The following is a 20310-nucleotide window of genomic DNA, read 5'->3' on the forward strand; positions in this document are numbered from 1 at the left end:
CTCCGGGCGGGCCCACCGGGAAGCGGTTCGGGGTCGATCGCGCCGTTCCCCGCGGCCCTTCGGGGGCGCTGATCAGCAGGTCTTCTTCGCAGAGGCCGTAGCGGTGTCCGGGGCCGTCAGCGTCGTCACGGCCTTGTCGGCCGTCTGCCGGCGGGTCAGGTCCTTGAAGGCGTCGCCGATGATCAGGTCCAGGTCGGCGCCGTCGCGGGCGTCGGCGCGCGGGGACGCGCCGGTCAGCTGGGTGGCGAGCACCCGCAGCGAGGTGTCCTGGGCGGCGGGGGAGCCGAGGAGCAGGCCCGGGCCCTTGACCTTCTTGTCGTACTCCTTGGCCGCGTTGCCCACCTTGCCGATCCGGAAGCCGCGTCGGCGGAGTTCGTCCGCGGTCTTCTTGGCGAGCCCGCTGCGCGGGGTGGCGTTGTAGACGTTCACGGTGATCCGGCCGGGCGCGGGCAGGGACTTCGCCTCGGCCGCGGGGGCCTGGCCGGTCCCGGCGGCTGTCCTGGCGGGGCAGTGCGTCGTACGGCGGGCCGTCGTGGTGCCGTCGCCGCCGCCGGTGAAGACGTCGATGAGCTGCACGGTGCCCCAGCCGAGCAGGCCGAGCACGGCGGCGGAGGCGACCGCCGCGGCCACGAGCCTGCCGCGTCGGCGGGACGGACGCATGCGGGGGTACTTGTCCCCCGTGATCCGGTACTGGCCGCCCATGCCGGGGGGAGTCAGCATGCTCATGAGCGCAGCGTAGTGCGCCCGAGCGGCGATGCCTATCAGATGATCAGCCGAGGGTGTTCAGCGGAACCCGAAAGGGCCAACGGGCGTGTCGCGCCGGGTCAGTCGAGTTCGAGCACGCGCGCGTGCAGCACCTGGCGCTGCTGGAGGGCGGCGCGGACCGCGCGGTGCAGCCCGTCCTCCAGATAGAGGTCGCCCTGCCACTTCACGACGTGCGCGAAGAGGTCGCCGTAGAACGTCGAGTCCTCCGCGAGCAGGGTCTCCAGATCGAGCTGCTGCTTGGTGGTCACGAGCTGATCGAGGCGGACCGGGCGCGGCGCGACGTCCGCCCACTGCCGGGTGCTCTCCCGGCCGTGGTCGGGGTACGGCCGGCCGTTTCCGATGCGCTTGAAGATCACACGGAAAGCCTACCGGCCCAGACGTTCCGGGCGCAGCCATGGCGGCCCGGTGCGACGCTTGAAAAGACGGATCAAAGACAGGTGAAAGACGGACCAAACGGTCGTATGGGTCGCTATGGGAACAGGGGCCGGAGATGAGTGACAGCGAGTCCGTGCCGCCCGCCGGCACCCCGGAGGCCGCCGCACCGCCCGGCCCGGCCCGGCGGATCGCCTCCGGTTACGCCTTCACCGGTCCCGCGCTCGACCTCGGCGCCCTCCTGTGGGAGGGGCGGTGCCTGCCCGGCGCGCCGGTCCGCGTCCCGCTGTCCGTGCTCAACCGGCACGGCCTGGTCGCCGGCGCCACCGGCACCGGCAAGACCAAGACCCTCCAGCTGATCGCCGAGCAGCTGTCGGCGCGGGGCGTGCCGGTGTCCTCGCGGACGTCAAGGGCGACCTGTCCGGCATCGCGCGCCCCGGACAGGACGGCGACCGGGTACGGCGACGGGCCGGCGAGGTCGGCCAGGAGTGGACCCCGGCCGGCTTCCCCGCGGAGTTCTACGCGCTCGGCGGCCTCGGCCACGGCATTCCGGTACGGGCCGCCGTCACCAGCTTCGGCCCGCTGCTGCTGGCCAAGGCGCTCGGGCTGAACCGCACCCAGGAACAGTCCCTCGCCCTGATCTTCCACTACGCCGACGGCAAGGGCCTGGAGCTGGTCGACCTCAAGGACCTGCGCGCGGTCACCGCCTTCCTCACCTCCGACGCGGGCAGGTCCGAGCTGAAGACCGTAGGCGGGCTGTCCTCCGCCACCGCCGGGGTGATCCTGCGCTCGCTGACGGCGTTCGAGGCGCAGGGCATGGCGGACTTCTTCGGCGAGCCGGAGTTCGACACGGCCGATCTGCTGCGCACGGCGCCGGACGGCCGGGGCGTCGTCTCGGTCCTGGAGCTGCCCGCCGTCCAGGACAGGCCGCTGCTGTTCTCCACCTTCCTGATGTGGCTGCTCGCCGACCTCTTCCACGACCTGCCCGAGGTCGGCGACGTGGACCAGCCGAAACTGGTCTTCGTCTTCGACGAGGCGCACCTGCTGTTCGACGACGCCTCCAAGGCGTTCCTGGAGTCCGTCACCCGGACCGTGCGGCTGATCCGCTCCAAGGGCGTCGGCGTCTTCTTCGTCACCCAGACCCCGAAGGACGTGCCCGGCGACGTCCTCGCCCAGCTGGGCAACCGGATCCAGCACGCGCTGCGCGCCTTCACCCCGGACGACCACAAGGCCCTGCGGGCGACCGTGCGGACCTTCCCGGAGTCGGCGTACGACCTGGAGGAACTGCTCACCGGGCTGGGCACCGGCGAGGCCGTGGTGACCGTGCTGGGCGAGTCCGGCGCGCCCACCCCGGTCGCCGCCACCCGGCTGCGCGCCCCGGAGTCCCTGATGGGCCCGGTGGAGACCACCGCACTGGACGAGGCGGTCCGCCGCTCCCCGCTCCACGGACGTTATGCACAGGCTGTGGACCGCGAGTCGGCGTACGAGAGGCTGAGCGCGGCCCGGCCCCCGGAAACGGCACCGGCGCCTCCGCCCCGGCAGCGGCCCAGGGCGGAGCCGTCGCTGGTCGAACAGGTGGTGAACAGCGGGGTGTTCCGCTCCCTGGCCCGCTCGGTCGGCACCCAGCTGGGCCGGGAGATCACCCGGTCCCTGTTCGGCACGGCCCGGCGCAGGCGGTAGCCCCGGGCCGGGGGCCGGGGGCCGGGGAGCCGGGGGGCCGGGAAGTCAGGGAGCCGGGAAGTCAGGGAGCCGGGGAGCCGAGGAGCCCGGGGGCGGGGGCGGGGGTCACAGCATCCGTGGCACCCGGCGGGTCCGGACGCGCATGCGCAGCGCGGTGAGGATCTCCACCACGCCCACCGCGACCAGCCAGATCCCGCCGACGAGGGTGAGCACCGCGACCGACTCGAAGGGCGAGTCGATGAGCACGACGCCGGCGACGAAGGTGAGGACGCCGAGGAGGATCTGCCAGCCCCGGGCGGGCATCCGGGGATCGTGCACGGCGGCCAGGATCTGGGTGATCCCCCGGAACAGCCAGCCGATGCCGATCCACAGGGCGAGCAGCAGCAGCGACCGCATGGGCCCGCGGAAGCAGAGCAGGCCGAGCAGGATCGACAGCGCGCCGCTGATGAAGGCCAGCACCCGCAGCGAGGTCGCCTGGTGGGTGCCGAAGGCGGCGACCAGCTGGAGGACGCCGGTGTAGAGCAGGTACAGGCCGAAGAGGACGCCGGCGGCGAGCAGGGAGGCGCCCGGCCAGACCAGCACCAGGACGCCGAGCACGAGGGAGCCGATCCCGGTGAGCAGGACGGTCTGCCAGGCGGCCCGGGACAGCGCGTGCAGCGGTCCCTCGAACGGCGGTTCCGGTTCCGGGTGGCCGCGGGCCGGCTCCGCCGCCGGGTGTCCCCGGGCCGGTTCCGCCGCGTGGACGTGCCGGTCGTCGTACTCACGGTCCCCGGCGGGGCCGCCGCTCGGTGCCTCGGTCATGCTCCATGCTGGGAGCGGGCGGCGGGCGACGGCCACCGGAGTGGGCCGGACGGGGGACGCGGATTCACTTCTTCCGGGCCGCCTTGGCCGCCTTGGCCGCCGCCTTCATCTCCTGCTTGTGGGCGCGCACCTTGGCCAGCGACTCCGGTCCGGTGATGTCGGCGACGGACCGGAAGGAACCGGGTTCGCCGTAGGCGCCGGCGGCCTCCCGCCAGCCCTCCGGGGCGACCCCGAGCCGCTTGCCGAGCAGGGCCAGGAAGATCTGCGCCTTCTGCTTGCCGAACCCCGGCAGCTCCTGGAGCCGGCGCAGCAGCTCCGGCCCGCTGCCGGCGTCCCGCCAGACCGCCTCCGCGTCCCCGTCGTAGTGCTCGACGAGGTACTGGCACAACTGCTGGACGCGCTTGGCCATCGAGCCCGGGTAGCGGTGCACCGCCGGCTTCTCGGAGAGCAGCGCGGCGAAGGCCTCCGGGTCCATCGCGGCGATCTCGTGGGCGTCCAGGTCCTCGGTGCCGAGCCGGTCGGCGATGGTCCGGGGGCCCTTGAACGCCCACTCCATCGGGATCTGCTGGTCCAGCAGCATCCCGGTCAGCGCGGCGAGCGGGGAGCGCCCGAGCAGCGCGTCGGCCGCGGGGTCCTGGGCGAGGTGCAGGGTGACGTCCATGCGTCGATGATCCCGCGCCCCCGCCCGCACCGCCCGCTCAGTCCGCTCCCCGGGGCGCGGGCTGGGCGCGCCAGTACCCGAGCGCGTGCACCCGCTGTTTCGGCACGCCCAGTTCCTTGCGCGCGTAGGCCGCGAGGGTGCGGGTGGTGGCGGTGTCGCAGGCGATCCAGACGTACGGGTGCGGGGTGCCGGCGAGGACGGCGGGCAGCTCGGCGCGGACCCGTTCCACCAGGTGGGCGCCCGCGTCCCGGCGGGGCACCGGCCGGATCTCGTGCCGGCCGGGCTCGGTCCGGCAGGGCAGCCCCGCCGGGTCGCCCTCGAACCAGACGGTCGCCGGGGCGGAACCCAGAGCGCCGAGGAGGGAGTTGACGGCGGGCAGCGAGGCCGGGTCGGCGATCGCGACGAGGTGGGAGGGAGCGGGGTCGGGGTGGGCGAAGCCGGTGCCCTGGACGGTGGCCTCGACGGTGTCGCCGGGCCGCGCGGTCCGGGCCCAGTCGGAGGCCACGCCCTCGTGCAGGGCGAACTCCAGGCCGAAGGTGCCGGTGGCCGGGTCGGGGTCGACCAGGGTGTAGGCCCGCTGGTGCGGCCGGCCCCGGTCGGAGAACCACAGCCGGACCCACATCGTCGGGTGGACGCCGGTCGCGGCGAGCAGTCCGCCGTCGCTCAGCCGGAGCCGCCGGTAGTGAGGGGTCACGTCCTCGGCTTCGAGGACGGTCAGTACGAAGTCCTTGGCGCGCAGCAGTCGTAGGACCGCGCCTTCCCAGCCCCGCCCCTGTCCCATGCCCCCTCCATCGTTCGCGTACGATTCCGCCACAGAAAATACTTAGGCAAGGCTAACCTAAAGCACCAAGGGGGCCCTCGTGGCCATCGAGATACACCGCGACGCCTGGGGCGTCCCCCACCTGCGCGCGTCCGACGCCCGTCAACTCGCCCGCGCCCAGGGCCTGGTCACGGCGCACGACCGGGCCTGGCAACTGGAGGTCGAACGGCATCGGGCGCAGGGCACGTCCGCGTCCTTCCTCGGCGCCGACGCCCTGTCCTGGGACGTCTTCGCCCGCCGGGCGCGGCTCGCGGACACCGCCCGGCGCTGCTTCGCCGCGCTGGAACGCCGGGACGCCGAGACGGCGGACTGGGTACGGGCGTACGTCGACGGCGTCAACGAGGGCCTGGCCGAAGGCGCCGGGCGCGCACCCGAGTTCGCCCGCACCGGGCTGGCCCCGGGTCGCTGGCAGCCCTGGACGCCCCTCGCGGTCTGGCTCGGCACCCACATCCTGTTCGCCGGCTTCCCCGCCAAGCTCTGGCGCGAGCAGGTGATACGGCACCTCGGTCCGGAGGCCGTCGGCCTGTTCGCCACCGACGGTACGGGCACGGCGGGCAGCAACGGCTGGCTGGTCACCGGCGAACGCACCGCCACCGGGCGGGCGCTGCTCGCCGGCGACCCGCACCGGTTCATCGAGGACCCCGGTGTCTACCAGCAGATCCGCCTGGCCTGTCCCGAGTTCGACGTCGTCGGCCTGGCCGTGCCCGGCGTGCCCGGCATCCCGCACTTCGGCCACACCGGCACGGTCGCCTGGGCGATCACCAACGCCATGGCCGACTACCAGGACCTCTACCGCGAACGGCTCCGCCGCACCGGCGCGGGCGTCGAGGCCCTCGGCCCGGACGGCACCTGGCAACGTGCCACCCGCCACACCGAGACCGTCCGCATCGCCTCCGAACCACCGCTGGAGATAGAAATCGTCGAGACGCCCCGGGGCCCGGTGATAGCCGGCGGACCGGAGGGCCTGGACGCGGTCACCGTGCCGGGACCGGACGGTTCCGGGCGTGGACCGGCCGGGCCGGGCGCGGACTCGGCCGGGGAACCGGCCGGGCCGGGGGAGGAACCGCCGTACGACCCCGGGGCCGACGGTGAAGGCCGCACGGGTGCTGCGGACGGGTGGTACCACGGCCCGGCCGACGGCGAAGCCGAGGCGCTCGCCCTGCGCTACCCGCCCCGCGTCACCGAAGACCTCGGCTTCAGCGCCCTCCTCCCCCTCCTGCGCGCCCGCACCGTCACCGACGTCGACCGCGCCCTGGACGCCTGGACCGAGCCGGTCAACGTCGTCCAGGCAGCCGACACCGCCGGCGGCACCCTGCACCGCGTCGCCGGAAAGGTCCCCCTCCGCGGCCAGGCCAACCGCCACCACCCGGTACCGGCCTGGCTCCCCGGCCACGACTGGCAGGGCACGCACCAGACGCCGTACGCCGACCCGCCCACCACCGACGGCATCGCGGTGATGGCCAACGCCCGCGGCCTCGCCGCCCCCCTCGGCGTCGAGTTCGCCCCGCCCCACCGCGCGAACCGTATCGGCGCCCTGCTCGACAGCCGCCGTACCTGGACGGCCGACGACATGGCCGCCATCCACACCGACACCCACCTCGGCTCCGCCGCCCCGCTGCTGGAGCGCCTCACCGCCCTCACCGGGCTCAGCCCCGCCGCCGCGGCCCTCCGGGACCGCCTGCTCGACTGGGACCGCCGGATGGACGCGGACAGCACCGACGCGGCGGTGTTCGCGGCGCTGCGCCACGCGGTCGTACGCCGGCTCGCCGCGGAACCGGTCTTCGCCCCGCTCACCGAGCCCCCGGCCTACCCGGAGGTCCTGCTGCCCTGGCTGGCCCTCGTACCCCGCGTCGGCCACGCCCTCGAACACCTCCTGGAAGCCAAGGAGTTGTACGACATCGACCGCACGGCGGCCGTCCGCGACGCGCTGGAGGAGATCGCCACCGCACCGCCGGCCCGCCCCTGGTCCGCCACCCACCGCCTGGCCCCCTGGCGGGCCCTGCCCGGGCAGCCGGCCGCCGACGCCGCCGAACCCGGACTCGGCGGCGACCACGACTGCGTGCTGTGCACCTCGGCCGTCCCCGGCGTCACCGACCGCGCCGCCCGCGGACCGGCCGCCCGCTACGTCTGGGACCTCGCCGACCGGGAGGGCAGCCGCTGGGTGGTGCCGTTCGGCGCCGACGGCGTACCCGGCAGCCCCCACCACCACGACCAGCTCCCGCTGTGGCTCAAGGGCGAACTCGCCCCGGTGGTCACCGACTGGACCCGGCTCACCCCCGAGCGAACCGTCCCCGACACCCCGAGGAACCCGATGACCGACCTGCACGTCCAGCACATCGACGGCTTCGGCACCGTCCGCATCCGCCCCGTCGACCCGGAGGGGGACGCGGAGCTGATCCACTCCTGGGTGAGCGACGAACGCGCCGTGTTCTGGGGCATGAACGGCCTCGGCAGGGACCAGGTCGCCGAGATATACGCCCACATGGCGACCCTCGACACCCACCACGCCCACCTGGTCACCAAGGACGGCGAACCGGCCGCGCTCCTCCAGACCTACGAGCCGTCCGCCGACCGGGTCGGCGAGTGCTACGACGTCCGCCCCGGCGACCTCGGCGTCCACCTCCTCCTCGCCCCCGCCGGTGCCGACGGACCGCACCCCGGCTGGACGTCCGGGCTGGTGAAGGCGATCACGACATACGTGCTGCGGGTCCTGGACCGGTCGCGGATCGTGATCGACCCGGACGTGCGCAACGCCAAGGCGATCGCCCGCTTCGAACGCCAGGGCTTCACCCGCGGCCCGGCCGTCGTCCTGCCCGAGGTCGACCTCCCCGAGGTGTACCTGCCCGAGAAGCACGCCCAACTCGCCTTTCTGGAGCGCGCGGTAGCCTTCGCCGGGTGACGACGCCCGAAGAGCTGACCGCCCGCTACGGCCTCGAACCCCTGCCCCGCGAAGGCGGCCTGTTCCGGCGCACCTGGGCCGGGCCCGAGCGCCCGGACGGCCGCCCCGAGGGGTCGGCCATCGTGGCCCTGCTCACCGCCGACGACTTCTCCGCCCTGCACCGCCTGCCGTTCGCCGAGACCTGGCACTTCTACCTCGGCGACCCGCTCCGGCTGCTGCTCCTCGCGCCCGACGGCACCACCCGTCACCCCGTCCTGGGCCCGGACCCCGGCGCGGGCCAGCACCTCCAGCTGACCGTGCCGGCCCGCACCTGGATGGGCGCGCGGGTGGTGGCGGGCGGCGCGTGGACGTTCTTCGGCTGCACGATGGCCCCCGGATTCACCTACGCGGACTACGAACACGGGAACCCGGCCGACCTCACGGCGCGTTACCCGGCCGAGGCACCCCTGATCACGGAACTGTGCCGCCCATGACCCGATCGTTCCTGAGCAGGGGGCCTGTTGTCCGTGACCGGAGCCGCGTTCCTGAGCAGGGGGCCTGTTGTCCGTGACCGGAGCCGCGTTCCTGACCAGGGGGCTTGCTGTCCATGATCCGAGCCGCGTCCCCGACCAGGGAGCCCTGCCGCCCATGACTCCAGCCGTATCCCCCGTCGCGGACGCCCGGCGCCCATGACCCCGCCCCCTCCCACTCGCCTGCTGGACGGACAGACCGCGCTGGTGACCGGTGCGGGCGGCGGCATCGGCCGCGCCATCGCCCTGCGCTTCGCGGAGCACGGCGCGGCGGTCGCCGTGCACTGCCGTACGGCGCTCGCCGCCGCCACCGAGGTGGCCGACCGCATCCGGGCGGCGGGCGGCAGGGCGGTCGTGCTCCGGGCCGACCTGACGGACGAGACCGCCTGCCGCCGCCTGGTCGAGGAGACGACGGCCTGGTCCGGCGGGCACCTGACCGCGCTCGTGAACAATGCGGCCGTCCAGCCCGTCCAGCCGCTTGCGGAGCTGTCGGCCGAGGACTGGCGCGCGGTCGTCGACACCAACCTCACCAGCGTCTTCGCCTGCGCCCAGGCCGCCGCCGCCCACATGCGCGCCCACGGTGGCGGCACCATCACCCACATCGCCTCCATCGAGGCCGCCCACCCGGCCCCCGGCCACGCCCACTACGGCGCGGCCAAGGCGGCGGTGGTCATGCACGCCCGCGCGGCGGCCCTGGAGTACGGCCCCGACGGCATCCGCGTCAACACGGTCTCGCCCGGGCTGATCGACCGGCCCGACCTGACCGAGTCCTGGCCGGACGGCGTACGCCGCTGGCTCGCCGCCGCCCCGGCCGGCCGCCTGGGCCGCCCCGAGGACGTGGCCGACGCCTGCGCCTTCCTCGCCTCCCCACTGGCCTCCTGGATCACCGGCCACGACCTGGTGGTGGACGGCGGGGTGACGTCCCGCCCGACCTGGTGAGCACACCGCCCGTTCCCTCCGTACGTATCCCGGGGCCCGTCAGCGGACCCGGGCCCACGAGGCGACGGACGGAGACCGAGGGCGGGGCGCGGCACAGGGAGAACACCACGACGACGCGTCCGGCCGTCGACCTCCCGCCGCCGCGTCCGCCCGTCGCCGGCCACTCTCCGGCGCCCCGGTCCCCTGGCCCCTGTCCTCCGGCGCTGGGACGAGGGCAAGGGCGTCAACGTGGGCCCGATGAAGATCCCCGACGGCCGGATGGCCAAGCTCCACCGGGTGGGACTCGCCCAGGAGTACGACATGGCGGGGAGCAGCAGCACTCACCACTACGATCTCGGCTCCTCGCGGCCCAACCAGTCCCCGCTGCCGGGCCCCGGCGAAAGCAGGGACGGACGCACGGACCCGGGCCGGGAGCAACAGCAGGACCGTACGACGCAGAGGTCACCCGGGAGGCCGGCCGTCCGATGAACGACGCCCACGACAACACAGGCGGCCACCACCGGACGCGCGCCGCCGGGACGGCCCTCGGCACGCTGGCCCTCCTGGGCGCCCTGACGGCGACAGGCTGCTCCGCACCCGACTCCGGTACCGGCCCGGCCGGTGACCGCGCCGTCGGGCAGACCGCGGACGACAGGTGGGTCGAGGGCGTCACGCCGGGGTGGATGAGCGGGCACATGGGCGTCGACATCCCGGCGGCGGCCCAGGACGCGCGGGCCGGCTATCAGGTGACCTCGCGCTTCGACACTGGTGTGCTCACCTTCACACTGGCCAGGTCCCAGGCACGGGCCTTTCTGGCCGCCTATCCGCCGGCCGGCGAGCTGCTGGAGCCTACGGCCGCCGTGACCGACGTGCGGACCCACGACTTCAGACACCTGGGCGTGCCGGAACCGGAGTCATTCAACAAGGGCATGCGCTACGGCTCCGTCTGCCCCGGCGCCGACCCCGAGCCCACCGCGAGCCCGGACCCGCTCGCCGACCCGTACGGCACCTCGGACACCGGCTGCGTCAGCCTCTACGCCCACGACTACGCCCCGGACCGCACCCGCATCTACCTCCGCGACCACTACGAGCCGGGCATCAGCCCCCTCCCGACAACCCCACCCACTTCCTCCCCGACCCACTGACCCCTCCCCACGGGCCCTTCCGGACTCGCTAACCGCTCCCCACCGGTCGCGGGTCCGGAAGGCCTGCTTGGAGAGATATACGCCGAAGGGCCGGACCGCTGCTGCGGTCCGGCCCTTCGGGCTGGCGGAGGATACGAGATTCGAACTCGTGAGGGGTTGCCCCCAACACGCTTTCCAAATGTTCGTCTGGGGGGCCGGCGAGGGACGGAGGCGTCCTGACCTGCTGTGGAGGGGGTGCTGGTGGGCGTTTCGGACGGTACTGGACGGGGGTGAATGAGACCAGAACTGAGACCACCCCGGACGGAAGCGCTGCAACAGCCGGCGGGTGAGCGGTCATGGACGACATGAGCCTCCAGATACCCGCTTCACCAGAATCGTCCGTGCGGTCCTACACCTAGTGGCATGGTGGTCCCCGTGCCTCATCGCAACGCAGCCCAAGATCACGCAGTCATCACCAACTCCATGACGCTTGCGTTCGGCCATCAGTTGGCAGCCACCTGGTTAGAACTGCACCCGGACGCAAGCGCTGCCCAATTGGTTGGGTTCCTGGAGGAGCAGTCGCTCAGGGCTCGGGCGGCTGCTGCCGAGGTGTACGTGGCGAAGGAGAGGATGAGTAAGGAGGAGGCGATGGCCCTGCTGGAACGCGAGATCCGCAGCTATCGGGCTTTGATGCGGGAGGAACTGTCCACCGGCGACCTCAGCCTACCCAATGTCACCTAATGAACCATCGGGCAGGAGGCCCAGGCCGCTGAGGTCTTTAGTGACCGAGGTGGTGTTCTCGCGAAGCACGGTTCCAAGGCGCCTGCCAGCGGAGCCATCAGCGATCTGCTCGTTGGTCTGCGCGTCGACCTCCTCGGCTTCTCCCTCACGCTCACTCGGCATGGTTCGCTCTACCTGTACTGGATCGGGACCGTCCCTTCAAGGGACCGTCGACACCAGTGGCCTAGACGTAGCTGGGGACGTTCTCGTAGTACCGGTAATGGTCCGCGTCGTAGGCATCGTGACCTCGGTTGACCTTCCTGAAGGTGATCTCGAAGTTGTCGAACTGACCGTCGTCATATGAGACACCATCGTCGCCGAGCTGCCGGCGCAAGATGTACTCATCCATCGGCGGCTCGATCTCCTCGGCCTGCCAACTGCGGTAGCCGTACAAGTAGTCGAGGTACCAGACGAATCCGCCGTGCTTGTCGTCGTAAAAGATAGCCCGGGGGCGAATTTCGTGCCCGACAGGCAGTGCGATCGATTCGATTCGATCTAGACGCTCGTCGATCCAGCTGAGTGGGAATCCAACTGCACTTCCATGTCGGTTGGCGACACGAAGGTAGAAGCCGCGGGTGATGCCGATGAACCGGTTTGGCTCGCTGGTGGCGAAGACTTTCCACCCGCTGGCTTCGGCGCTCACCGGGAAAAACCGCTGGGCCACCGCCCAGCCCCGAGGAGTCGCGAGCATGCGTTCGAGCTCTACGCCGTCCCACACGTGAGTGTGTACGCCTTTGGTTCGCTCGATCGATTCCAGCCTGGAGACCAGGGCGCTTGACGGTTGAGTAGAGCAGACGAGGAGGAAGCCGTCGGCGTCATGCTGTGCAACGGCATCTACGATGCCACCGATGCTCCCAACATCTTCACCGTTGACCGAGCGCCCTACACCATCCTTGGCGTGGGCCATGTGCTTGCACGAGATCACCCACTTCCGTGTCTTCGCCCCGAGCAGTACATCGCCCGGTTCTTCCAGGAGAAGGTCGCGTCCACCGTCTGCCCCCCGGCCGGACCACTTGGCCCTGTAGCCGAGGGCCAGGGCCAGCTCTCGGACTAGTTGCTCCAGGTCCTCGCCGTCCGGCGCCAACTCGTGAAAGTCGAGCATGGTGCTCCCTGTCAGTGAAGTGCGATGTCGCGCCGGCTGGTCGGTTGCCCTCGGGGCGGCGCTGAGCTGATTGGCTGAAGAACAGGCTTACCACCCATCGCTGACAGAGCCGTGTGTCTTCCCGTCCGCAGCCAGAAGCCATCCAGTGGCCTCTCGGATACTGGGCGATCTGGTTCTTGGCGGGCGAACAGCACGCTCACGTTGGATAGCCGCGAGCTGCGGGCGTCGCGGAGTAGGGCACCGAGCAGGGCCATCCGTGCGACGAGGCCTGCTGCGGCCGACCTGCTGACTGCTAAGTCAGTGACTTCCGCACTGCATCGACCAGCGAGGCAGCACGCGCATCCTCGCCGCCTCCGATGACGAGGTTCATCGCGTAAGCGAAAGTGGCGCCGTGCTCTGGATCGGCGAAGGCGAGCGACCCTCCCCGGCCGGTGTGGCCGAAAGAGCTCGGCCCGAGCATCGGGTTGCTCTCGGTGGGCAGCATGTAGCCGGCGCTGAAGCGGCTTGGGATCAGCATGACCTGGTCCTTCCCGCTGGCCTGCTCCTCGGTCGCTGACGCCAATGCGTCCGGGGAAAGCAGGCGGACTCCATCCACTTCGCCGATCAGCGCGGCGTACATGCGGGCGAGAGCGCGTGCGGTGCCGATGCCGTTGGAGGCCGGGAGCTCCGCGGCCTGTACCTCCGGTGAGTCGAAGTCGATCTCGGGCGGGTCGGTGACGGCGTACGCCCTGTTGCTGAATGAGTCCGGGTCCCGCCAGGCGGCGACCTGCTCGCGGAGTTCCTCGGGGACCGACTCGGTGGGCAGGGTGGTGAGGTCGACGTCCGGCCGTTGGTACACCATGCGGCTGACTCGGTCGCGCTCGCCGGCGGGCAAGCCGATGAAGAAATCCAAGCCCAGTGGGGCCGCGATCTCGTCGGCGAAGAAGCGGCCCGGTGAGCGGCCGGACACCCGTCGGATCACCTCGCCGACCAGCCAGCCCCAGGTCCGGCCGTGGTAGCCGTGCGCTGTGCCCGGAGTCCAGAGGGGGCGTTGCGCGGCCATTGCCGCCGCCATCGGGTGCCAAGCCAGTGCATCCTTCAACGGCACTGGCTGATCCAGTGCGACCAGGCCGGCCTTGTGGGACAGGAGCCAGCGCACCGGGATGTCCGCCTTGCCGTTCGCGGCGAACTCCGGCCAGTACTTCGCGACGGGCGCGTCCAGGTTGAGTGCTCCGCGCTCGGCCAGCATGTGCACAGCGGTAGCGGTCGCTCCCTTGGTCGCCGAGTAGACCAGTTGCAGCGTGTCCCGCGTCCAGGGGCGACCGGTTTCGGCGTCGGCCACGCCACCCCACAGGTCCACCACCGGTCGGCCGTTCCGGTACACGCACACCGCCGCGCCGAGGTCCCCGTGCCGGGTGAAGTTCTCTATGAACGCCGTCCGCACCGGCTCGAACCCGGGTGCCACCTCACCGTAGATCGTCGTCATGCCGGCCATCCTGGCAGTCTTGCCGCCCTCTTCACCGAGACGGGCTCGTCCCCGGTGATCAGACGGTCGACATCAAACGGCGACGGACAGTTCCTGCAGGCGCTCACGGAACTCGCGAACGGCAGGGACGGACTTGTGCGGCTCCAGCCGTGTGGAGAACTCCTTGAGGCGGTTCAGGGCCCGAATGGAGCTGACGCTGTCCTCCAGGAGTTCGGCGCCGTAGTTCGCGGCGTCCAACGCGCCTTCCAGGTCGCCGCCGGCGAGCCGCGCCTCAGCGAGACGGCTTGACCGTACCGCCTTGTCCCGGGGGGCGGCTCTCGTCACGGAAGTCTCCAGGGAACTGGTCGCGCGTTCCACCTGCCCCGAGCGCAACAGGACCTTCCCCTCGGTCGATCTCAGTTGTGCCTCGCCGAACCAGTCGAGCCAGTCAGGGTTCTCGTCCGTCACGTGGCGCTCCCACAGGGAGGTGGCACGGTTGAGTGCCATGCCTGCCTCGCGATGGGCGCCGTCGCATGAGAGCGCCTCTGCCTTGTGCAGGTAGAGGAACGACTGGGTGCAGGGGGACAGAGAGCGTGGCGCGTTGTCGATGGCGGTCGAGATGAGGTCGACACGCTCGGCGGTGCGCCCGGCCTCGGAGACGTGCACGCCCATCTCCGCGAGGATGAACGCGCCGAACGCGTCGTCGTCGGCGGTGCGGGCGCTGCGCAGGGCGCCGATGTAGTAGCGCTGCCCTGCGGATCGTAGGCCGGCGTCGTAGGCCATCCATCCGGTCAGGTGGGACACGCGGGCGGCCAGCGCGTACAGCCGGAGCCTGACCTTGTCGGTGTAGCGGCCAGTGCTGAGGAGACCGGTGACCAGAGCCAGGTCGCCTCGCGCCTGTTCCAGTAGTCGAGCGCCGCCAAGCTGGTCGTCGAGCGTGCGGAGGGTGCTGATGCGCTGCTCGATCGTCGAGACCATCGTGTCCGTGACCCGGTCACCGTTGAGTGCCGCGGCCATGGCGGAGGGCGCGTCCACCCAGCTCGCCGCGAGGCCCGTCAGAGCGGCTCCCGTGATGGTGAGGAAGCCTCTGCGATCCATCCGTCCACTCCCCACCAGATCGGACAACGCCTCGACGGTACCGGCCTCTGTCCAGGGAGCGGTAAGCCCGGTCACCTCCCAGACTGGCAGCCAGCGGGGCCATCCCTCCGCACGCGCCTGCTCATACGGAACGCCCAGCAGGTCGGCCAGGACGCGCTGGGCGTCCGCGTCCGGCTCCTGACCCTGTGCCCACTTCCAGACAGTCGTCCGGTTGGTCGCCAGCGGGATACCGAGCATCCTCCCGTGGTCCTGCATAAGCCGGGCGAATGCGGCCTTGCCCCATCCACGCGTCTGGAGGAGGAAGCTCAGCGGATGGACTGCTAACGGCTGGGCAGGCACGTCATCACTCCTGTCATCCCCTCAAGGCGTAGCTGTGAAGCTACTTCCTTGACTGAGCATCAGCCGCTGGCAAGCGACCTCAGTTGAACGCTTGCGGTGCGGTTCCTCAGATCGGCGGCTCCATTCCCGCGCCCCCGTCGGGGGTGGAGCCGCTCTCCAAGATCCAGCCAGTTGACGACACAGCAATCGTGACCGCGCTAAACACACCATCGTTACTTACGGTGAGATGCTGATTGCGAGGCCGTGAGGAGCGGTATGTACGGAAGCGGTGTCCCCTGGGGCAAGATCCACGCCGATCGGCGGGCACGTGAAGCGGATGGCCGGGCTTCGCAGGCGCGCGGCGAGGCCATGGCGTGGAAGGCTCGGGCGCGGGAGCTTGCGGTCCTAGTGTCCGAGCTCGCCGACCAAGCGCATCCATCGCATGTTCAGGATGCGCCGGGATGTCGCTGTCGCGGCTGCTGTGGTGAGCTGATGAAGGAGATCTGGGGCCGGAACCCCACGATGTGACTTGCATCCATCCAGGTCCGCGGGCGTTCCCGCCGCGCAACTGAGACCAAAACTGAGACCACGACGCGACGAGGGCCCCGACCGGAATCCGGTCGGGGCCCTCATTTGCCCAGGTGGGCGGCTGCGGAGGATACGAGATTCGAACTCGTGAGGGGTTGCCCCCAACACGCTTTCCAAGCGTGCGCCCTAGGCCTCTAGGCGAATCCTCCGCCGGAAACATTACATGACCGAGGGGAGTGCTCGCGAACTCGTTCCCGCAGGCCGTCCCCGGGTGCGGGGGACGGGGCGATCGGGTTCGGTCCGGGCGCCGCCATCGGGTACTGTGGGGCACAGCCCCTCACGCGGCGCTATCTGACTGAACTCCCCCAGGGCCGGAAGGCAGCAAGGGTAGGTTGGCTCTGGCGGGTGCGTGGGGGGCGCTTGCGTTCCCGGGACCGGCGCCGGGCGCCGGGGCCGGGGCCAGGGGCACGGTCAGGGCGAGGGGCCGGATCCGCGGGCGGGGACCGTTGTCAGTGGGCCCCATTAACCTCGTATGCGTGTCGTCTCTCGCGCTGTACCGCCGCTACCGCCCGGAGACCTTTGCGGAGGTCATCGGGCAGGAGCATGTCACCGACCCGCTGCAGCAGGCGCTGCGGAACAACCGGGTCAATCACGCGTACCTGTTCAGCGGCCCCCGCGGATGCGGCAAGACGACCAGCGCGCGCATCCTCGCCCGCTGTCTGAACTGTGAGCAAGGTCCCACGCCGACTCCCTGCGGGGAGTGCCAGTCGTGCCGCGACCTCGCCCGGAACGGACCGGGGTCCATCGACGTCATCGAGATCGACGCGGCCTCTCACGGTGGTGTGGACGACGCCCGTGAGCTGCGCGAGAAGGCATTCTTCGGCCCCGCGAGCAGCCGCTACAAGATCTACATCATCGACGAGGCCCACATGGTCACGTCGGCGGGCTTCAACGCGCTGCTGAAGGTCGTCGAGGAGCCGCCGGAGCACCTGAAGTTCATCTTCGCGACCACCGAGCCCGAGAAGGTCATCGGCACCATCCGGTCGCGGACCCACCACTACCCGTTCCGGCTCGTCCCCCCGGGCACGCTGCGCGAGTACCTCGGCGAGGTGTGCCAGAAGGAGGACATCCCGGTCGAGGACGGCGTGCTGCCGCTCGTCGTGCGCGCCGGCGCCGGTTCCGTGCGTGACTCCATGTCCGTCATGGACCAGCTCCTCGCCGGCGCCGGCGAGGACGGTGTGACGTATGCCATGGCGACCTCCCTCCTCGGCTACACCGACGGCTCCCTGCTCGACTCCGTCGTGGAGGCCTTCGCCACCGGTGACGGGGCCGCCGCCTTCGAGGTCGTGGACCGGGTCATCGAGGGCGGCAACGACCCGCGCCGCTTCGTCGCCGACCTGCTGGAGCGGCTGCGTGACCTGGTGATCCTCGCCGCCGTGCCGGACGCCGTCGAGAAGGGCCTCATCGACGCCCCGGCCGACGTGCTGGAGCGGATGCAGGCCCAGGCCGGGACGTTCGGCGCCGCCGAGCTGAGCCGCGCCGCCGACCTCGTCAACGAGGGCCTGACCGAGATGCGCGGCGCCACCTCGCCCCGCCTCCAGCTGGAACTGATCTGCGCCCGCGTCCTGCTCCCCGCCGCCTACGGCGACGAGCGGTCCGTCATGGCCCGCCTCGACCGCCTGGAGCGCGGCATCGGCTTCTCGGGCGGTGGCGGCATGCCCGCCATGGGCTATGTCCCGGGCCCTGACACCCACGGCGGCGCCGCTGCGGCGGCAGCCGGCATGGGCGCGGGCGTCGGTGCGGGTGCGGGCGCCTCGTCCGTGCCGCCCGGTGGAGGGCCCGCCGCGGCCCGCGCGGCTGTGCGGGCCGCGGGTGGTGCCGGTGGTGCTGGTGGTCCCAGTGGCACCGGTGGCACCGGTGGTCCCGGTGGTGCTGCTGGTGCCGGTGGTTCTGGTGTTCCCGCGGGTGCGGGGGCTCCGGCGGGGCCTGGTGCCGGCGGTGGTCCGGGCGTTTCCGGTGGTCCCGGTGTGCCGGTGGGTCCCGGCGGTCCGGTCGAGGCCGTCGCCCCTGCCGTGGCGGCGCCTGCTCCCGCCCCCGAAGCTCCGGTTCCGACGGCCCCGACGGCCCCGGCGGCCCCGGCAGCCCCTGCGCCCGCGGCTCAGCCCCCGGCCGCCCCCGCCCCCGCCCCCGGCGCCTGGCCCACCGCGACGCCCGCCGGCAGTGGCCGGCGCCCCGGTGGCTGGCCCACGGCCGCCGCTCCGGCGAGCGGGCGGGCAGGTCAGGGCCAGGGACAGGGCGCCGGTCAGCCGCAGCAGCCTCAGCAGCAGCCGGGCCGTCCGGCTCCCGCGTCCGCTCCCGCTCCCGCGCCCGCACCTCAGGCCCCGGCGCCCGCTCCCACCGGTGGGCTCGACCCCCGCGTGCTCTGGCCGAACGTCCTGGAGGCCGTCAAGAACCGCCGCCGCTTCACCTGGATCCTGCTCAGCCAGAACGCCCAGGTGACCGGCTTCGACGGCACCACCCTCCAGCTCGGCTTCGTCAACGCCGGCGCCCGTGACAACTTCGCGAGCAGCGGCAGTGAGGACGTCCTGCGGCAGGCGCTGGCCGAGCAGTTCAACGTGCAGTGGAAGATCGAGGCGGTCGTCGATCCGTCCGGTGGCGGCGCCCCGCAGGCCCCGGGCGGCGCGCCCGGCTACGGCGGCTCCCCCGCCGGTGGCTACGGCAGCGCTCCCGGTGGTGGCTACGGCGCCCCGGCCGCACCCCGCCCGGCGGCCCCCCAGGCTGCCGCGCAGGCCCCCGCCGCCACCCGGAACAGCGCCCCGGCCGCGCCCGCGCCCGCACCGGCGCCCCAGCCGGTCGCCGCCCCCGAGCCGCCGCCCGTAGCCCCCGAGGACGACATCCCCGAGGACGACGACCCGGATCTGGACGAGTCGGCCCTCTCCGGCCACGAGCTGATCGTGCGCGAGCTGGGCGCGACGGTCGTGGAGGAGTTCACCAACGAGTAGCCAAGCGACGGCCGGGCACCGAGCCCAGCCCGGCCGCCGACACCAGCGCTCCCCCCGATCCCGCCCACACACCCACACCCCCTCCCAGCCCCTTTGGAGAAACCTCCGACAAACCCGAGCCCCGGCCTTCGGTGACCTTGCCATTAGGCTGACCCCGTGAAGGTCCTCGTCATCGGCGGCGGCGCCCGCGAACACGCCCTGTGCCGCTCCCTGTCCCTCGACCCCGACGTCACCGCGCTGTACTGCGCCCCCGGCAACGCCGGCATCGCCGAGGTGGCCGAGTTGCACCAGGTCGACGCGCTCGACGGTGCCGCCGTGGCCGGACTGGCCACCCGCCTCGGTGCCGAGCTGGTCGTCGTCGGCCCGGAGGCCCCGCTGGTCGCCGGTGTGGCCGACGCCGTCCGCGCGGCCGGCATCCCGGTGTTCGGCCCCTCCGGGGAGGCCGCCCGGATCGAGGGGTCCAAGGCCTTCGCCAAGGACGTCATGGCGGCGGCCGGGGTGCCCACCGCCCGCTCCTACGTCTGCACCAGCGCCGAGGAGGTCGCCGAGGCCCTGGACGCCTTCGGCGCCCCCTACGTCGTCAAGGACGACGGTCTCGCCGCCGGCAAGGGCGTGGTCGTCACCTCCGACATCGAGGCTGCCAAGGCGCACGCCGCCGGGTGCGACCGGGTGGTGGTCGAGGAGTTCCTGGACGGCCCCGAGGTGTCCCTCTTCGCCATCACCGACGGCGAGACCGTCGTACCGCTCCAGCCCGCCCAGGACTTCAAGCGCGCCCTGGACGGCGACGAGGGCCCCAACACCGGCGGCATGGGCGCGTACTCGCCGCTGCCCTGGGCCGACCCGAAGCTGGTCGACGAGGTGCTGCGGACCGTGCTCCAGCCGACGGTGGACGAGATGCACCGCCGCGGCACGCCCTTCTCCGGGCTGCTCTACGCCGGTCTCGCGATCACCTCGCGCGGGGTACGGGTCATCGAGTTCAACGCCCGCTTCGGCGACCCGGAGACCCAGGTCGTGCTGGCCCGCCTGAAGACGCCGCTGGCCGGCGTGCTGATGGCCGCCGCCACCGGCAACCTGGCCGACCTGGCGCCGCTGCGCTGGAGCGAGGACGCGGCCGTCACCGTCGTCGTCGCCTCGCACAACTACCCCGGCACCCCGCGCACCGGCGACCCGGTCACCGGGCTGGACGCGGTGGCCGCCGAGGACGCCCCGCACGCGTACGTGCTGCACGCCGGTACGAAGCACCAGGGCGACGCGGTCGTCAGTGCCGGCGGACGCGTGCTGTCCGTGACGGCCACCGGCAAGGACCTGGCCGAGGCGCGCGAGCGGGCCTACCGGGCGGTGGGCCGGATCGGCCTGGACGGCTCGCAGCACCGCACCGACATCGCGGCGAAGGCGGCGCGGACCACGGGCGCCTGAGCCAGGAAAACCTTCTGACCCGCACGTATGCCCTTCAGGCCCCGGATTCACAATCCGGGGCCTGATCTTTGCT

The 20310-nt window shown here is 72.2% G+C and carries 16 protein-coding genes, 1 tRNA gene, 1 other RNA gene and 1 pseudogene; 10 read left to right on the forward strand and 9 right to left on the reverse strand.

The genetic code is table 11. From position 1 onward, the window contains the following. Positions 1-72: 72 nt before the first annotated feature. Both Srubr_RS32240 and Srubr_RS32245 read right to left on the reverse strand, forming a co-directional pair. On the reverse strand, positions 73-720 hold the full coding sequence (locus Srubr_RS32240; protein WP_373313509.1) for a LytR C-terminal domain-containing protein: 648 nt from the start codon (positions 718-720) through the stop codon (positions 73-75). Between the two features lie 104 nt (positions 721-824). Beyond that, a complete protein-coding gene (locus tag Srubr_RS32245; protein ID WP_004943146.1) occupies positions 825-1121 on the reverse strand; it encodes a type II toxin-antitoxin system VapB family antitoxin in 297 nt (98 codons plus the stop codon). Between the two features lie 271 nt (positions 1122-1392). On the opposite strand from Srubr_RS32245, the pseudogene Srubr_RS32250 reads away from it, so the two are divergent. Then, positions 1393-2817: pseudogene (locus Srubr_RS32250) on the forward strand (helicase HerA-like domain-containing protein); the annotation flags it as partial. 105 nt (positions 2818-2922) lie between these two features. On the opposite strand, the gene Srubr_RS32255 reads toward Srubr_RS32250, so the two are convergent. From Srubr_RS32255 to Srubr_RS32265, 3 genes are all read right to left on the reverse strand, one after another. After that, entirely contained in the window at positions 2923-3618 is a 696-nt protein-coding gene (locus tag Srubr_RS32255; protein WP_189994712.1) for an HdeD family acid-resistance protein, read from the reverse strand. 64 nt (positions 3619-3682) lie between these two features. After that, on the reverse strand, positions 3683-4279 hold the full coding sequence (locus Srubr_RS32260) for an HhH-GPD-type base excision DNA repair protein (RefSeq protein ID WP_189994710.1): 597 nt from the start codon (positions 4277-4279) through the stop codon (positions 3683-3685). Positions 4280-4316: 37 nt separating this feature from the next. Next, positions 4317-5060 (reverse strand): siderophore-interacting protein, encoded by a 744-nt coding sequence (locus Srubr_RS32265; protein WP_189994707.1) that lies wholly within the window; start codon positions 5058-5060, stop codon positions 4317-4319. Between the two features lie 79 nt (positions 5061-5139). Between Srubr_RS32265 and Srubr_RS32270 the strand changes: the two genes are divergently transcribed. The 6 genes from Srubr_RS32270 (at position 5140) to Srubr_RS32295 (ending at position 11290) form a co-directional block, all read left to right on the forward strand. Further along, complete coding sequence (locus tag Srubr_RS32270) at positions 5140-7998, forward strand: GNAT family N-acetyltransferase (protein ID WP_189994705.1); 2859 nt, start codon at positions 5140-5142, stop codon at positions 7996-7998. Beyond that, positions 7995-8471 (forward strand): cupin domain-containing protein, encoded by a 477-nt coding sequence (locus Srubr_RS32275; RefSeq protein ID WP_189994704.1) that lies wholly within the window; start codon positions 7995-7997, stop codon positions 8469-8471. The genes Srubr_RS32270 and Srubr_RS32275 overlap by 4 nt, the downstream gene beginning before the upstream one ends. Before the next feature lie 195 nt (positions 8472-8666). Continuing rightward, positions 8667-9446 carry an SDR family NAD(P)-dependent oxidoreductase gene (locus tag Srubr_RS32280; protein ID WP_189994702.1) on the forward strand — a complete coding sequence of 260 codons (780 nt, stop codon included), beginning with the start codon at positions 8667-8669 and terminating at the stop codon, positions 9444-9446. 237 nt (positions 9447-9683) lie between these two features. Continuing rightward, positions 9684-9914: a hypothetical protein gene (locus Srubr_RS32285; protein WP_229926653.1), complete on the forward strand. Its 231-nt coding sequence runs from the start codon at positions 9684-9686 to the stop codon at positions 9912-9914. Further along, complete coding sequence (locus Srubr_RS32290; protein WP_189994699.1) at positions 9911-10570, forward strand: hypothetical protein; 660 nt, start codon at positions 9911-9913, stop codon at positions 10568-10570. Before Srubr_RS32285 ends, Srubr_RS32290 begins: the two co-directional genes overlap by 4 nt. 414 nt (positions 10571-10984) lie before the next feature. Next, on the forward strand, positions 10985-11290 hold the full coding sequence (locus Srubr_RS32295; protein ID WP_189994697.1) for a hypothetical protein: 306 nt from the start codon (positions 10985-10987) through the stop codon (positions 11288-11290). 223 nt (positions 11291-11513) lie between these two features. On the opposite strand, the gene Srubr_RS32300 is transcribed toward Srubr_RS32295, so the two are convergent. The 4 genes from Srubr_RS32300 to Srubr_RS32315 all read right to left on the reverse strand — a co-directional run bounded on the left by Srubr_RS32300 (position 11514) and on the right by Srubr_RS32315 (position 16028). Then, complete coding sequence (locus Srubr_RS32300) at positions 11514-12431, reverse strand: restriction endonuclease (RefSeq protein ID WP_189994695.1); 918 nt, start codon at positions 12429-12431, stop codon at positions 11514-11516. Positions 12432-12723: 292 nt separating this feature from the next. Further along, on the reverse strand, positions 12724-13896 hold the full coding sequence (locus tag Srubr_RS32305; RefSeq protein ID WP_189994693.1) for a serine hydrolase domain-containing protein: 1173 nt from the start codon (positions 13894-13896) through the stop codon (positions 12724-12726). A gap of 72 nt (positions 13897-13968) precedes the next feature. Continuing rightward, positions 13969-15312, reverse strand: a complete 1344-nt coding sequence (locus Srubr_RS32310) for a transcriptional regulator (protein ID WP_189994691.1) — start codon at positions 15310-15312, stop codon at positions 13969-13971. Positions 15313-15943: 631 nt separating this feature from the next. Beyond that, a tRNA-Ser gene (locus Srubr_RS32315) sits at positions 15944-16028 on the reverse strand. Between the two features lie 119 nt (positions 16029-16147). Between Srubr_RS32315 and ffs the strand changes: the two genes are divergently transcribed. The 3 genes from ffs (at position 16148) to purD (ending at position 20237) form a co-directional block, all read left to right on the forward strand. Continuing rightward, positions 16148-16246: signal recognition particle sRNA small type (gene ffs, locus Srubr_RS32320), an RNA gene on the forward strand. 109 nt (positions 16247-16355) lie between these two features. Next, positions 16356-18821, forward strand: coding sequence for a DNA polymerase III subunit gamma and tau (locus tag Srubr_RS32325; RefSeq protein ID WP_189994689.1), 2466 nt, complete (start codon positions 16356-16358; stop codon positions 18819-18821). A gap of 156 nt (positions 18822-18977) precedes the next feature. Then, on the forward strand, positions 18978-20237 hold the full coding sequence (gene purD / locus Srubr_RS32330; RefSeq protein WP_189994687.1) for a phosphoribosylamine--glycine ligase: 1260 nt from the start codon (positions 18978-18980) through the stop codon (positions 20235-20237). Positions 20238-20310 lie beyond the last annotated feature (73 nt).

Source organism: Streptomyces rubradiris, from assembly GCF_016860525.1.
Classification (GTDB): domain Bacteria; phylum Actinomycetota; class Actinomycetes; order Streptomycetales; family Streptomycetaceae; genus Streptomyces; species Streptomyces rubradiris.

What these genes read in the sequence shown, in the direction of transcription:
- Srubr_RS32240 (WP_373313509.1), bottom strand. Translation starts at nt 720, where the DNA reads ATGCTGACTCCCCCCGGCATGGGCGGCCAGTACCGGATCACGGGGGAC.
- Srubr_RS32255 (WP_189994712.1), bottom strand. Translation starts at nt 3,618, where the DNA reads ATGACCGAGGCACCGAGCGGCGGCCCCGCCGGGGACCGTGAGTACGAC.
- Srubr_RS32260 (WP_189994710.1), bottom strand. Translation starts at nt 4,279, where the DNA reads ATGGACGTCACCCTGCACCTCGCCCAGGACCCCGCGGCCGACGCGCTG.
- Srubr_RS32265 (WP_189994707.1), bottom strand. Translation starts at nt 5,060, where the DNA reads ATGGGACAGGGGCGGGGCTGGGAAGGCGCGGTCCTACGACTGCTGCGC.
- Srubr_RS32280 (WP_189994702.1), top strand. Translation starts at nt 8,667, where the DNA reads ATGACCCCGCCCCCTCCCACTCGCCTGCTGGACGGACAGACCGCGCTG.
- Srubr_RS32285 (WP_229926653.1), top strand. Translation starts at nt 9,684, where the DNA reads ATGAAGATCCCCGACGGCCGGATGGCCAAGCTCCACCGGGTGGGACTC.
- Srubr_RS32290 (WP_189994699.1), top strand. Translation starts at nt 9,911, where the DNA reads ATGAACGACGCCCACGACAACACAGGCGGCCACCACCGGACGCGCGCC.
- Srubr_RS32300 (WP_189994695.1), bottom strand. Translation starts at nt 12,431, where the DNA reads ATGCTCGACTTTCACGAGTTGGCGCCGGACGGCGAGGACCTGGAGCAA.
- Srubr_RS32305 (WP_189994693.1), bottom strand. Translation starts at nt 13,896, where the DNA reads ATGACGACGATCTACGGTGAGGTGGCACCCGGGTTCGAGCCGGTGCGG.